The organism is Brevibacterium sp. BRM-1, assembly GCF_026802075.1.
Classification (GTDB): Bacteria; Actinomycetota; Actinomycetes; order Actinomycetales; family Brevibacteriaceae; genus Brevibacterium; species Brevibacterium rongguiense.
Window position 1 is genome coordinate 881,509 of record NZ_CP113788.1, and the last position, 12,872, is coordinate 894,380.

Sequence of the window (12,872 nt, forward strand, 5' to 3'; positions counted from 1 at the left end):
CTGTCCGCCCCAGTGAATCGGCTCAGTCGAGGACCTTGGCGGGGCCCTCCACGGCGGCGGTCTTGCGCCCCAGGCGGCGTTCCACCCAGCGTGCGAGGCCCGCCACGCACATGTTGATCGCGATGAAGAGCACCGCGCCGACGATGAAGGTGGGGAGCAGGTTGTTGTACTGCCGGCCGATGAGGTTCACCTGGTAGAGGAGATCCTGGTACGTCACGAGGTAGCCGAGCGCGGAGTCCTTGAGGAGGACGACGAGCTGGGCGATGAGCGTGGGCATCATCGCGCGCAGCGCCTGCGGCATGAGCACCAGCCGCATGACCTGGGCGCCGCGCAGGCCGATCGACTCCGCCGCCTCGCGCTGGCCGCGCGGGACCGCGAGGATGCCCGCGCGGATGATCTCCGCGATCACCATGCCGTTGTAGAGGACCAGTCCGATGACGACGGACCAGAAGCTGCCGATCTGATTGCCGAAGAGGAGGAAGGTCGCGAAGATGAGGAGCAGCACGGGCACGCCGCGGAAGAACTCGAGCACGACCGTGGCGGAGGCCGATACCCAGCGCGACGGCGCCAGGCGCAGCAGCGCGAACACGGTCCCCAGCACCAGGGCGAGGACGGTGGCGACGACGGCCACGCGCAGGGTGGCCAGCATGCCGCTGAGCAGCGTCTGCTGGATGACCGCGAAGGTGAAGGGGCTCCACTTCTTGGCCGTCAGCTGTCCGGCCTCGCCGAACTTCCAGACGATGAGCGCCGCGATGGCGGCGAGCACGATGGCGGAGACGACGGACAGGATGACGTTGTTCCGGCGCCCCTTGGGGCCGGGGGCGTCGAAGAGGACCTGGGTGGGCTGGCTCATCGCACGATCACCCACTTCTTCTCGAGGTAGTCGAAGATCCTGCCGAGCACGAGCGACAGGACAAGATAGGCGGCTGCGGTGGCGAGGATGACGATGAGGGTGATGTCACCGCGCTGCTCGATGGCCCCGCGCATGGCCGAGATGAGCTCGCGGTTGTTGAAGGCCGAGGCGATCGAGGTGTTCTTCAGCATCGCGATGATGACGCTGCCCAGGGGCGGGATCACGGTGCGGAATGCCTGCGGCAGGATCACGAATCGCAGTGTCTGGCCGAAGTTGAGCCCGATGGCCCGCGCGGCCTCGGCCTGCCCCACCGGGATGGTCGAGATGCCCGAGCGCAGCGTCTCGGCGACGAAGCAGCTCGTGTAGGCGATGAGCGCCACACACGCGAGGACGAACGAGTTGAGCGCCGAGTCACGGCTGGCGCGGATGTCGAGGAAGGGCAGGCCGAACACGCAGAAGAACATGACGAGCGTCAGCGGGGTGTTGCGGACGATGTTGACGTAGGCCGCCGCGGCGCCGCGCAGCACCGGGGTGGGCGAGACTCGCATCGCCGCGAGGACCGTGCCGAGCACGAGGCTGCCGATGAGAGTCACGCCGAAGAGCTTGACTGTGCCCCATGTCCCCTGCAGGAACACCATGAGCAGTTCTGAAGTTGTCACGTTCGTCTTTCCGGGTGTGCGGGTGCCCGGCCGCAGGGACCGGGCACCCGTCGGGGCGGATTGCTCAGCTGTCGATCGCGGGCGGCTCGACGCCCTCCGCATCGCCGAGCGTGTACTCGAACGCCTTCTTCCAGGTGCCGTCGTCCTCATGGGCCTTGAGGGACTTGTTGACCGCGTCCTTCATCGCGGAGTCGCCCTTGGGCAGGCCGATGCCGTACGGCTCCTCCGAGAAGGGCTTGCCGACGACCTTGAATTCGCCGTCGTACTGCTTGGCGTAGCCGCGCAGGATCGCATCGTCGGTCGTGACCGCGTCCACGCTGCCGGACTGGAGGTCGGTGACGCACTTGGAGTACGTGTCGTAGGTGACGAGCTCGGCGTCCTTGTACTCGTCCTTGATCCGCTTGGCCGGCGTGGAGCCGTCGACGGAGCAGACCTTCTTGCCGCTGAGCTGGTCCGGCCCGCCGATATCCGAATCGGACTTCACGAGCAGATCCTGGCCGGCCATGTAGTAGGGCCCGGCGAAGTCGATGACCTTCTTGCGCTCATCGTTGATCGTGTAGGTGGCGACGATCATGTCGACGTTGCCCTGCTGGAGGAACGGCTCCCGGTTGGCCGAGACGGTCTCGACCCATTCGATCTGGTCGGGCTTGAAGCCCATCGAGGCCGCGGTCATCTTGGCGATCTCGATGTCGAACCCCTGGGGCGCATCGGCCCCCGCCTCCTTGTTGCCCAGGCCCGGCTGGTCGAACTTCACGCCCACCTTGAGCTTGCCGGCGTCGTGGGCCTTCTTCCAGGTCTTCGAGTCGTCGAGGGCGAAACCGTCATCGACCTTGTACTCGGGCGCCTCCGCCTGCGTCTCGCCGCCGCCGTCCGAGTCGCCGGGGCTGCCGCTCTGACCGCATCCCGACAGTGCCAGGAGCCCGATGGCGGTCCCTGTGATGATCGTCTTGAGGCTTCTCATGTCTACTCCTTGGGTTGAGCCGGTGGTGCATGGTCCGGGGTGTCGGATCTGGTCCGCGGCCCGTGGGCTGCGGGTGGGCGATCAGTGGGCGAGGATCTTCGAGAGGAAGTCCCGCGCACGTTCCGACCGCGGGTGGGTGAAGAACTCCTCGGGGCCCGCGACCTCGACGATCTCGCCGTCGGCCATGAACACGACGCGGTTGGCGGCCTTGCGCGCGAAGCCCATCTCGTGGGTCACGACGATCATCGTCATCCCCTCCGCGCCCAGCTCGACCATGACGTCGAGGACCTCGTTGATCATCTCGGGATCGAGGGCGGACGTGGGCTCGTCGAAGAGCATGACCTTGGGCCGCATCGCCAGGGAGCGGGCGATCGCCACGCGCTGCTGCTGGCCGCCGGAGAGCTGGGCGGGGTACTTGCCGGCCTGGTGGCCGACGCCCACCCGCTCGAGCAGCTCCATCGCCTCGGCCTCCGCCTCCTGCTTCTTGAGGCCGCGGACCTGAATGGGGCCCAGGGTGACGTTCTCCAGGATCGTCATGTGCGCGAACAGGTTGAATGACTGGAAGACCATGCCGACGTCCGAGCGCAGCTGCGCCAGCGGGCGGCCCTCCTGCGGCAGCGGCTTGCCGTCGATCGCGATGGTCCCGGCGTCGATGGTCTCCAGCCGGTTGATCGTCCGGCACAGCGTGGACTTCCCCGACCCCGAGGGGCCGATGACGACCACGACCTCACCGCGCTCGATCTGGAGGTCGATCCCCTTGAGCGCCTGGAAATCGCCGAAGTGCTTGTCGACGCCGCGGATGTCGACGAGCGGTGCGCGTGTGTCCGCGCTCACATCTTCACTCATGGCAATCACGGTAGGCGGTTGGGTCGCACGCGATCCACTCCGGTGCGCCTGTGCGCGCCTGCCGGGGCGAATCGGAATGCGTTCGTTACACAGCGGCCCGGATCGCGGCCCCGGTGTCCTCGTGGCGCTCACCACATTGGCCGCGGCTGCCCGGTAAGCTGTCCGGACAGCGCCCGCTGTGCCGACCCCAGCCGCCGAAGACCGAGGTACCTCCATGGAGCAGCAGCCCGCATCGTCTGACCAGAGCACGCAGAAGACGACGTCCGCCGGACACATGATCGTCCGGTCGCTCGAGGCCCACGGCGTCGAGCGCGTGTTCGTCGTTCCCGGTGAGAGCTTCCTCGATGTGCTCGACGGCCTGCATGACACCTCCATCCAGACGGTCGTGTGCCGCCACGAGGGCGGCGCCGCGTACATGGCCGAGGCGATGGGCAAGCTCAAGCAGGTGCCCGGCGTTGCGATGGTCACCCGCGGACCGGGCGCCGCGAACGCCCACGTGGGCCTGCACACCGCCTGGCAGGATTCGACCGCGATGGTGCTCTTCGTCGGGCTCATCCCGTTCGAGCACCGGGAGAAGGAGGCGTTCCAGGAGTTCGATCCGAAGGCCTGGTTCGAGTCCGGCGCGAAGCGCGTCATGGTCCTCGATCACCCGGACCGCGCCTCGGAGATCGTCGCGGAGGCGATGTTCGCCGCCCAGTCCGGCCGCCCCGGCCCCGTGGTCGTCGGCCTGCCGGAGGACATCCTGCGCGAGGCGCACGACACGATCGTCCACCCGCCCATCCCCATCGCCACCGGCGGCATGACCGTCACGGACTGGAAGGCGCTCAAGGCGGCGCTGCTGCGCGCCGAGCGCCCGCTGTTCGTCTTCGGCGGCAACGACTGGGACGACGCGACGGCCCAGAAGTTCACGGCCTGGCTCGAAGCCCATTCCCTGCCGGCCGCCGCGGAGTGGCGCTGCGAGGGCACCGTGCCGTTCGGCTCCCCCAGCTACGTGGGCCCACTGGGCTACGGCCGGCCCACGTTCACCCACGAGGTGCTGGGCGAATCCGACCTCCTCGTCTTCGTGGGCACCGTGCCCGGCGACGTCGTCACGGACGGCTTCACGGTCCGGCAGAACTGGGACAAGGAGAACTTCATCGTCACGATCGACCCGTCGCTGCGCGGCCGCTCGGGCCCGGTGACCCAGCAGATCGTCGCGAAGCCCGAGTCCTTCGTCCGCGACCTGGCCCGCATGGACCTGCCGGTCGCCGACTCGTGGAAGGCCTGGACGTCCGATCTGCGAGCCAAGCAGGAGGAATTCGCCCAGCTGCCCAGCGCCGAGCCCGGCGAGGGCCAGGCGCAGATGGCCACCCTCATGGCCAATCTCGTCGAGCGCCTCGACGAGGACGCGATGGTGACGTTCGGCGCCGGCGAGCACACGAACTGGGCCCACCGGTACTTCCCCACGAACGGCTACGCGAGCCTCATTTCCGCCCGCAACGGCTCGATGGGCTACTCGGTGCCCTCCGCTGTCGCTGCCGCTCTGCTCTACCCCGGCCGCCAGGTCGTCTCGATCGCCGGCGACGGCGAATTCCTCATGAATGGCCAGGAGCTCGCCACCGCCGCGCAGTACGGCGCTGCGCCGCTCGTCGTGGTCATGGACAACCAGGAGTACGGCACGATCCGCACCCACCAGGAGGCCCAGTACCCGGAGCGAATCTCCGGCACGCAGCTGAAGAACCCGGACTTCGCGAAGCTCGCGGAGGCCTACGGCGGCTTCGGCGTGCGGGTCGAGCACGACGCGGACGTCCCGGCGGCCGTGCAGGACGCGCTCGCCGCCGTGGCCGACGGCCGGTTCGCGCTCATCCACCTCATCGTCGATCAGCGCGTCAAGGCGTACTGAGCCTCCGAGGCCGACGCGGCGCTCCGCCTGAGGCGGGCGGCAGCGCGGCGCAGCCCGCTGCCTCGGCGCAGGTCAGAGCTCACCGTAGTCGAGCACGAGGTCGTCGAATGCGACGGGATGGACTTCCATCGTCACCTCGATCCTGTAGGCCAGGGAGGCCAGCCAGTGGCGCCGGCAGAGCAGCGCGGTCGACGACTCGCCCCCGGGCACGGGCAGGGTGAGGAAGTGCGTGGGCGCGGCGGTGCAGACCGCCTCGGTCCACGCGCAGCCGGGCCCACCGCCACCGTCGAGCGCGATATCGGTGTCACTGCCGTCGAGCGACGTCGCTGCGCTCATCCGCGTGCCTCCGCGATCTGCTGCATGACGCGGGCCTCAAGCCGGTCGAGGTCCGCCTCGGGGACGACGGCGTCCGGGTCGACGATCGGCCCCCAGCGGCGCAGGAAGCCGTCGTGGAGCGCGAACAGCGGCAGGACACCGTCGATGGACCCCACCTCAAGGGAGATCTCCGCCGCGTCGCGCTCGCTGGCGGCCACGAGCATCACATCGGCGGCGGGGAAGACCTGCGCTCCCGGCACTCCCGCGATCTCCACGACCAGCCACGCGTCCGCATCGATGGGCGCGACACCGTCGCGCACGTAGGGAGCGAGCTCGCCGGAGTCGAAGCACCGGTCGTTGTCGAATGCCTCCACCGTGCCGCCGTCTGCGAAGATCCGCACGGCCTGCCAGATGCGAGCATCGGCCGGAAACCACTGCGCAGGATCGGCGGTCGTGTCGAGGTAGCTGGCATACCAGACGGTGGTGGGCTCCGACTCGTCGCGCTGGCGGGAGACGCCCAAGGACATGAGGGACGGGCCGTCCCCGGCGCGCGCCTCGGCGGTGAATGCGCGCCCGTAGGACTGGGCATACGCGTCGGCATCGAGCCGCCGGACGCGCGGCAGCAGCCCGCTGGGCGCATAGACCCCGGTGAGCCAGACCTCGAGCTCGCCCGTATCGGCAAAGCGGCGGGCCGCGGACGTCTGCGTGTCCGCGTAGACGATGTTGCGCTCGACGCGCTCCAGCTGCGCCTCGATGCCGTCGCCCGCCCAGGGCTCGTCGTGCTGCCCCAGCGCGACGAAGGACCGCTGCAGCCAGTCCCACCAGGCCTCGACCGGCGCGCTCGGCCCGCGGCTGAGGTGGGTGTGGGCCTGAATGCACTCCTGCACCCGGCCGTCGATCTCGCAGCCCACCTCGTCTTCCGGCGCATCCGCGGAGACCGTGAACCGGGCGGTGCGCCCGTCCGGCAGCCTCACGGCGGCGAACCAGGAGAAGTCCGCAGCGGCCGTCAGCGCGCTCTCGAAGTCGACGTCGTCCGGAGTCACGCGCGTGCCGTACGGCGGCAGACCGGGTCCGGCTCGCTCCGCCGCCAGGAGCACGCGCAGCTCCTGCCGGTGGATCCCGAAGCGCACCGCGCGTTCGGCACCCGCTTGCTGTTCGGCCTCTGTCATCTTCGTCATGGCACCCCCGAACCATTCTATTCTCGGATTGCCCACGCGCGGAAAGGAGCGACACGGCAGCGGCCGAGGTACGGGGCGGGCCGCGCTCACCCCATCGTGCTCATGCCAGGTCGTCCATCTCCAGCGTGCGCGTGATGCCCAGCCTCTCAGCGAAGCCCTCATCGTGGGTGACGACTGCGAGGGCGCCCCGGTAATCCTCCAGGGCGCCGACGAGCACGTCCGCCGATTCCCGGTCCAGGCTGTTCGTCGGCTCATCGAGGAGCAGCAGCTGCGGGGCCGGCGCCGCCAGCAGCACCCGGGCCAGCGCCACCCGCAGCCGCTGGCCGCCGGAGAGCGCGCCGCAGGGCGCCTCGGCGGCGGTGCCGCGCAGTTCCAGCGCTGCGAGAGCCGCGCGGATGTCGTGCGGCTGGGCGGCCGGGACCGCGGCGCGCACCGCCGCGAGCGCGGATGCGCCGGCCGGCAGCACCGGATCCTGGTCGAGCAGCCCCACGGGCACGTGGGACCGAACCCGCCACGGCGCCCCCGCGGGGACCCGCGCCGCGAGCTCCCGTGCGTCGCCGCTGCGCAGGCCTGCGAGCAGCGTCGACTTGCCCGAACCGTTTGCCCCGGTCAGACGGGTGTGCTCGGGGCCGACGAACTCCCACTCACCGGCCGCTGAGGCCACGGCGGCGACCCGACGGCTCGCGGGCACCGCTGTGGCCGGCAGCGCCAGGCGGATCGCGGTATCGGCCCGGACTCGCCCGCGGGCCTCTTCCACGCGGTCGTGGGCGGCGGCTTCGCGGGCGGCCGCGGTTCCTTCCGCCCGGCCGGCGCTGACCTGTGCGGCGCGCTTCCAGTTGCCCAGGGCCATGCCGGGAGCGCGCTTGTCCGCCGCCGCGCGCCTGCCGTGGCCGGCGCTGCGCGCCAGCCGCGTCTGCGTCTCGACGCGCTGGCGCCGCTCGCGGGCAAGGTCGCCCTGCGCCTGGCGCACTGCCGCCTCAGCGGCGGACTGCTCGGCTTCCAGCGCGGTCTCATAGGCCTCCAGCGCGCCGCCGAACACGCGCACCTCCCCCGCCCGCAGCTCGACGATCGCGTCCACGCGGTCCAGGAGATCCGCGTCGTGAGAGACGAGGAGGACCCCGCCGCGCCACTGCTCGAGCGCGGTGAACAGTGCGCGGCGGCCGGCGGTGTCGAGGTTGTTGGTCGGCTCGTCGAGGATCGTCCAGTCCGCGCCGTGCAGCCGCGCCCCGGCGAGCCCCACCCGCATCGCCTCGCCGCCGGAGAGCTCGCGGACCGGCCGATCGAGGCCTCCGGCGTCTGGGAGTGCGAGCCCCACCGCGGCCAATGCCGCGAGGGCGCGCTCCTCGATGTCCCAGTCCGCGCCGATGCGCTCGAGATCGCGCTCGTCGGTGCCACCGGCCAGCACCCGGTGCAGCGCCGCGCGCTGGGCCGCGACGCCGAGCTCGGCGGCGATCGTGCCGGTGGACGAGGTCAGGTCCTGGCGCAGCGTCCACGTGCTCGCGGGGCCCTCGACCGTGCCCGAGGTGGGCGCCAGGTCGCCGACGATGAGCCGGGCGAGCGTGGTCTTGCCCGCCCCGTTGGCCCCGATGAGGCCGATGCGGCCCACGGGGATGCGAGCGGTCTGAGCGGCGAGGAGCGGAGGCGAATCCGGCCAGGAGAAGCTGAGGGAGTTGAGTGAGATCGACGATGGGGCCATGGGGTCCTCGAGACTGTTCGGCTCCGCCCACCGGGCACAGGGGCGACGGGTGCGTCGCGGCCGCTGCGGGCGGAGGGGATGGCGAGCGCACACCGTGCGGTGTCGCTCCGAACGGAAGTCGAGGTCTCAGTTCACCGGGCTGCCTGTCGTCGGGGGTGCGGACGGACCCAGGGTAGCGCATCGCGGATGTCCGGGCGGGCCTTCCTCGGTCTGCCCGAGCGCTGCCTACCGGCGCTGGGCCAGGCGGCCTGTACCGAGCCAGGCGGCCTGTGCCGACCAGGATCGCTTGTGCCGTGCCAGGTCGCCAGCGCGGGGCCGGCGCCGCTGTCGCGCTGCGCAGCCTGCCGGAGCCCGCCGGCCACCCTCTCAGCCCAGCGGACGGCGCTGCACCGGTCGGCACAGCCGGCCGGTGGCCGAGCCCGGACGCGAACGAGGGGCGCGGACCCTGCGGTCCGCGCCCCTCGTTCGTACCCCAGCGGCGCTAAGCGCTCAGCGGCGCCTCACGGCCAGCGGCACCGCGCGCTCAGCGGTGCCGGGCGCTCAGCAGGCTCAGCAGCGCAGGCCCGCGGCCAGGTAGGACTCCACCTGATCCAGCGGCACGCGCTCCTGGCTCATGTCATCGCGCCTGCGGATTGTGACCGCGTGGTCGTCGAGCGAGTCGAAGTCGAACGTGATGCAGTACGGCGTGCCGATCTCGTCCTGGCGGCGGTACCGGCGGCCGATCGCACCGGCATCGTCGAAGTCGACGTTCCAGCGCTTGCGGAGGTTCGCTGCGAGTTCGCGGGCCTGCGGGGAGAGCCTCTCGTTGCGGCTGAGCGGCAGCACCGCGGCCTTGACCGGCGCGATGCGCGGATCGAGCTTGAGCAGGATCCGGGTGTCCGTGCCGCCCTTCGTGTTCGGCGCCTCGTCCTCCGTGTAGGCGTCGACGAGGAACGCCATCATGGAGCGGGTGAGGCCGAACGAGGGCTCGATGACGTAGGGCGTGTAGCGCTCGCCGCTGGCCTGGTCGAAGTACTGCAGCTTCGACCCCGAGGCATCCGTGTGGTTCGACAGGTCGAAGTCCGTGCGGTTGGCGATGCCCATGAGCTCGCCCCACTCGCTGCCCTGGAAGCCGAAGCGGTACTCGATGTCGATCGTCGCGGCCGAGTAGTGGGCGCGGTCGCCGTCCGGCACGTCGAACCGGCGCATGTTCTCCGGCTTGATGCCCAGGTCGGTGAACCAGTCCCAGCACGCCTCGACCCACTGGTCGAAGTACGCGGGCGCCTCGTCCGGCGCGGTGAAGTACTCGATCTCCATCTGCTCGAACTCGCGGGTGCGGAAGATGAAGTTGCCGGGGGTGATCTCGTTGCGGAACGCCTTGCCCACCTGGCCGATGCCGAACGGCGGCTTGCGCCGGCCGGCGGTGACGACGTTGTTGAAGTTCACGAAGATGCCCTGCGCGGTCTCGGGGCGCAGGTAGTGCAGCCCCTCCTCGTTGTCCACGGCGCCCAGGTAGGTCTTCATGAGGCCGGAGAACTGCTGCGGCTCCGTCCACTCGCCCTTCGTCCCGCAGTTGGGGCAGGCGATGTCGGCCATGCCGTTCTCCGGCGCGCGGCCCTTCTTCTCCTCGAACGCCTCGATGAGGTGGTCCTGGCGCGCGCGGTGGTGGCACGAGCGGCACTCGACGAGCGGATCGGTGAACGTCTCGACGTGGCCGGAGGCCTCCCAGATCCGGCGCGGGAGGATGATCGAGGAGTCGAGGCCCACCATGTCCTCGCGGCCGCGCACGAAGTTCTGCCACCACAGGGACTTGATGTTCTCCTTGAGCTCCACGCCCAGCGGTCCGTAGTCCCAGGCGGAGCGCGAGCCGCCGTAGATCTCACCGGCCTGGAAGACGAAGCCGCGGCGCTTGGCCAGGGTGATGACGGAATCGAGGGTTGATGCCACGGGTGTCGCTCCTATTCGAGTGCAGCGGCTGGCTGCCGCTGCGCGGTTGTGCGTCGGTGTGCTGCGGGGCGGCGCGGGGCGAGCCGCGTGCTGCCTCGCTCCCGCGGCCGCCCGCGAGGATTTCGCGCCCCAGCCTACCGAATCCCATGCGCGCACCCGCATCCGCGCCGCTGCCCCGCCCCGCCCGCATCCGAGGCGCGGGCCGGTTCGCGCGCCCGCCGCGCCGCCGGTGCGGAGTGGGGGGTGGGAAGGCTGGCCCAGGTCTGTCAGATCCGTCACGATCGGCGCCGGAGGCCCGTCGCAGCGCCCCGCCGGGCGGCCGGGTCGGATAGGCTGGAGCCAACACCCAAACCTTCTCCCCTCCACCGCGCGCGGCGCGGCCGCATCCAGCCCCTGCCCCCGCAGGCGGCGCCGGCGGACCTCGGGGGCATCGGCTGCCGTGCATCACAGGGATTCGCACACTGGCCGCTTCAGGGTCGATCGCCACTTCAGTCATCTGCGATCAAGCGTGTGCGTAGCGCCGTGTGCGGCGCGTGAAAGCGAGACGACGATGGACACCATCGCCAACGACAGCCAGCCCAACGAGACCGACCAGAGCACTCAGGCCCAGACCCAGCCAGCGGAGCCCGAGCCCGCGCAGTTCTCCGACTTCCACCTCGACCCCCTCGTCGCCGCCGCCGTGACGGACCTGGGCTACGAGACGCCCTCGCCCATCCAGGAGCAGACGATCCCGCTGCTGCTCGAGGGCCGCGACGTCATCGGCCTGGCGCAGACGGGCACGGGCAAGACGGCGGCGTTCGCGCTGCCGCTGCTCTCCGACATCGCCCACGACGGGCGCGCGGAGAACGGGCCCTTCGCCCTCATCCTCACCCCCACCCGCGAGCTCGCACTCCAGGTCGCCGAGGCGCTCACGAGCTTCGCGGCGCACCTGCCGGACTTCTCCGTGCTGCCCATCTACGGCGGCCAGTCCTACGGCCCCCAGCTGGCCGGGCTCAAGCGCGGCGCCCAGGTGGTCGTCGGCACGCCCGGACGCGTCATCGACCACCTCAAGCGCGGTTCGCTCAAGCTGGCCAGCCTGCGCCACCTCGTGCTCGACGAGGCCGACGAGATGCTCAAGATGGGCTTCGCCGAGGACATCGAGGAGATCTTCTCCGCCGTGGGCGATTCCGCCCAGGTGGCCCTGTTCTCCGCCACGATGCCCAGCTCCATCCACCGGATCACCGGCAAGTACCTGAACGACCCCGCCGAGGTGCGGGTCAAGGGCAAGACGGCCACCGGTGCGAACATCCGCCAGCGCTTCCTCACCGTCAATCACACCCACAAGCTCGAAGCGCTCACCCGGATCCTCGAGGTGGAGCAGTACGACGGCATCATCCTGTTCGTGCGCACCAAGCAGGAGACCGAGGAGCTGGCCGACAAGCTGCGCGCCCGCGGCTTCTCCGCGGCCGCCATCAACGGCGACATCCCGCAGCAGGCCCGCGAGCGCACGGTCGAGGCCCTGCGCGACGGCTCGATCGACATCCTCGTCGCCACGGACGTCGCCGCCCGCGGCCTCGACGTCGAGCGCATCTCGCTCGTCGTCAACTACGACATCCCCACCGACACGGAGTCCTACGTCCACCGGATCGGCCGCACGGGCCGCGCGGGCCGCTCCGGCGAGGCGATCCTCTTCGTGACCCCGCGCGAGTCGCGGCTGCTGGCCTCGATCGAGCGGGCCACGAAGCAGAAGGTGGAGCCGCTGACGCTGCCCACCGTCGAGCAGCTGACGAACACGCGCACGGAGAAGTTCACCCAGCGCATCGCCGATGCGATGACGACGCTCGACCTCTCGGAGGTCCGCCCCGTCATCGAGGCCTACGAGCAGGCCCACGACGTGCCCGCCTCGGAGATCGCGGCGGCCCTGGCGGTCCTGCTGCTCGACGGCGACACGCTGCGCGCCACTCCCCTGCCCGAGCCCAAGGGCAAGCCCGCCCGCGGCGAGGGCGGCCGTGGGGACCGCGGCGACCGGGGTGAGCGCGGGGGCCGTCCGCCGCGCTCGCGCGAGGGCATGCAGACCTACCGCCTGGCGGTGGGGCGCAACGAGCGCGTCAACCCCGGCGGCATCGTCGGCGCGATCGCCAACGAGGGCGGGCTTTCCTCGGCGCAGATCGGGCACATCGACATCCGCTCGAACCACACGCTCGTCGACCTGCCCAGCGACCTCAGCCGCGACGTGCTCGACCGCCTCTCCCACACGAAGGTCCAGGGCCGGCGCATCGACCTGCGCCCGGACTCCGGCCGTCCGGGCCGCCCGTTCAAGAAGCGCGGCGATGACCGCCGCGAGGGCGGCGGCCGCTCGTTCAAGGGCGAGCGCGACAGCGGCTACCGCGGTGCGCGCGACGGAGGTCGCGACGGGGGCTTCCGCGAGGGCGGCTACCGCGACGGCGGCGACTTCAAGCGCGACTTCCACAAGGGCGGCAAGAAGGCCGGCAAGCCGTTCAAGAAGTGAGCGCGGCCGGCACCGCGCTCGCCGTGGGCTGAGCGCGGCCGTCCGACGGGGGCGCGGGGCTAGGCTTG

Annotated in this window: 10 protein-coding genes; 2 read left to right on the top strand and 8 right to left on the bottom strand. The window is 70.9% G+C overall.

The features are described 5' to 3' along the window. Window positions 1-22: 22 nt before the first annotated feature. The 4 genes from BRM1_RS03900 to BRM1_RS03915 all read right to left on the bottom strand — a co-directional run bounded on the left by BRM1_RS03900 (window position 23) and on the right by BRM1_RS03915 (window position 3,319). A complete protein-coding gene (locus tag BRM1_RS03900; protein ID WP_268528455.1) occupies window positions 23-853 on the bottom strand; it encodes an amino acid ABC transporter permease in 831 nt (276 codons plus the stop codon). Then, window positions 850-1,491: an amino acid ABC transporter permease gene (locus BRM1_RS03905; RefSeq protein ID WP_202410945.1), complete on the bottom strand. Its 642-nt coding sequence runs from the start codon at window positions 1,489-1,491 to the stop codon at window positions 850-852. The genes BRM1_RS03900 and BRM1_RS03905 overlap by 4 nt, the downstream gene beginning before the upstream one ends. An 85-nt stretch (window positions 1,492-1,576) precedes the next feature. After that, on the bottom strand, window positions 1,577-2,473 hold the full coding sequence (locus BRM1_RS03910; protein WP_160953382.1) for a glutamate ABC transporter substrate-binding protein: 897 nt from the start codon (window positions 2,471-2,473) through the stop codon (window positions 1,577-1,579). Window positions 2,474-2,554: 81 nt separating this feature from the next. Next, entirely contained in the window at window positions 2,555-3,319 is a 765-nt protein-coding gene (locus BRM1_RS03915; protein WP_268528466.1) for an amino acid ABC transporter ATP-binding protein, read from the bottom strand. Window positions 3,320-3,533: 214 nt separating this feature from the next. Between BRM1_RS03915 and BRM1_RS03920 the strand changes: the two genes are divergently transcribed. Next, window positions 3,534-5,201, top strand: coding sequence for a thiamine pyrophosphate-dependent enzyme (locus BRM1_RS03920; RefSeq protein WP_268528469.1), 1,668 nt, complete (start codon window positions 3,534-3,536; stop codon window positions 5,199-5,201). Window positions 5,202-5,273: 72 nt separating this feature from the next. Here the strand turns inward: BRM1_RS03920 and BRM1_RS03925 are convergent, their stop codons facing one another. The 4 genes from BRM1_RS03925 to BRM1_RS03940 form a co-directional block, all read right to left on the bottom strand. After that, window positions 5,274-5,537: a hypothetical protein gene (locus BRM1_RS03925; protein WP_160953379.1), complete on the bottom strand. Its 264-nt coding sequence runs from the start codon at window positions 5,535-5,537 to the stop codon at window positions 5,274-5,276. Beyond that, window positions 5,534-6,694 carry a hypothetical protein gene (locus tag BRM1_RS03930; protein ID WP_268528473.1) on the bottom strand — a complete coding sequence of 387 codons (1,161 nt, stop codon included), beginning with the start codon at window positions 6,692-6,694 and terminating at the stop codon, window positions 5,534-5,536. Before BRM1_RS03930 ends, BRM1_RS03925 begins: the two co-directional genes overlap by 4 nt. Window positions 6,695-6,794: 100 nt before the next feature. After that, entirely contained in the window at window positions 6,795-8,390 is a 1,596-nt protein-coding gene (locus BRM1_RS03935) for an ATP-binding cassette domain-containing protein (RefSeq protein WP_268528477.1), read from the bottom strand. A 549-nt stretch (window positions 8,391-8,939) separates the two neighbouring features. Next, window positions 8,940-10,316 (bottom strand): glycine--tRNA ligase, encoded by a 1,377-nt coding sequence (locus tag BRM1_RS03940; RefSeq protein ID WP_268528480.1) that lies wholly within the window; start codon window positions 10,314-10,316, stop codon window positions 8,940-8,942. 550 nt (window positions 10,317-10,866) lie between these two features. On the opposite strand from BRM1_RS03940, the gene BRM1_RS03945 reads away from it, so the two are divergent. Continuing rightward, window positions 10,867-12,804 carry a DEAD/DEAH box helicase gene (locus BRM1_RS03945; protein WP_268528486.1) on the top strand — a complete coding sequence of 646 codons (1,938 nt, stop codon included), beginning with the start codon at window positions 10,867-10,869 and terminating at the stop codon, window positions 12,802-12,804. Window positions 12,805-12,872 lie beyond the last annotated feature (68 nt).

What these genes read in the sequence shown, in the direction of transcription:
- BRM1_RS03930 (WP_268528473.1), bottom strand. Translation starts at nt 6,694, where the DNA reads ATGACGAAGATGACAGAGGCCGAACAGCAAGCGGGTGCCGAACGCGCG.
- BRM1_RS03935 (WP_268528477.1), bottom strand. Translation starts at nt 8,390, where the DNA reads ATGGCCCCATCGTCGATCTCACTCAACTCCCTCAGCTTCTCCTGGCCG.
- BRM1_RS03910 (WP_160953382.1), bottom strand. Translation starts at nt 2,473, where the DNA reads ATGAGAAGCCTCAAGACGATCATCACAGGGACCGCCATCGGGCTCCTG.
- BRM1_RS03915 (WP_268528466.1), bottom strand. Translation starts at nt 3,319, where the DNA reads ATGAGTGAAGATGTGAGCGCGGACACACGCGCACCGCTCGTCGACATC.
- BRM1_RS03925 (WP_160953379.1), bottom strand. Translation starts at nt 5,537, where the DNA reads ATGAGCGCAGCGACGTCGCTCGACGGCAGTGACACCGATATCGCGCTC.
- BRM1_RS03905 (WP_202410945.1), bottom strand. Translation starts at nt 1,491, where the DNA reads ATGGTGTTCCTGCAGGGGACATGGGGCACAGTCAAGCTCTTCGGCGTG.
- BRM1_RS03920 (WP_268528469.1), top strand. Translation starts at nt 3,534, where the DNA reads ATGGAGCAGCAGCCCGCATCGTCTGACCAGAGCACGCAGAAGACGACG.
- BRM1_RS03945 (WP_268528486.1), top strand. Translation starts at nt 10,867, where the DNA reads ATGGACACCATCGCCAACGACAGCCAGCCCAACGAGACCGACCAGAGC.
- BRM1_RS03900 (WP_268528455.1), bottom strand. Translation starts at nt 853, where the DNA reads ATGAGCCAGCCCACCCAGGTCCTCTTCGACGCCCCCGGCCCCAAGGGG.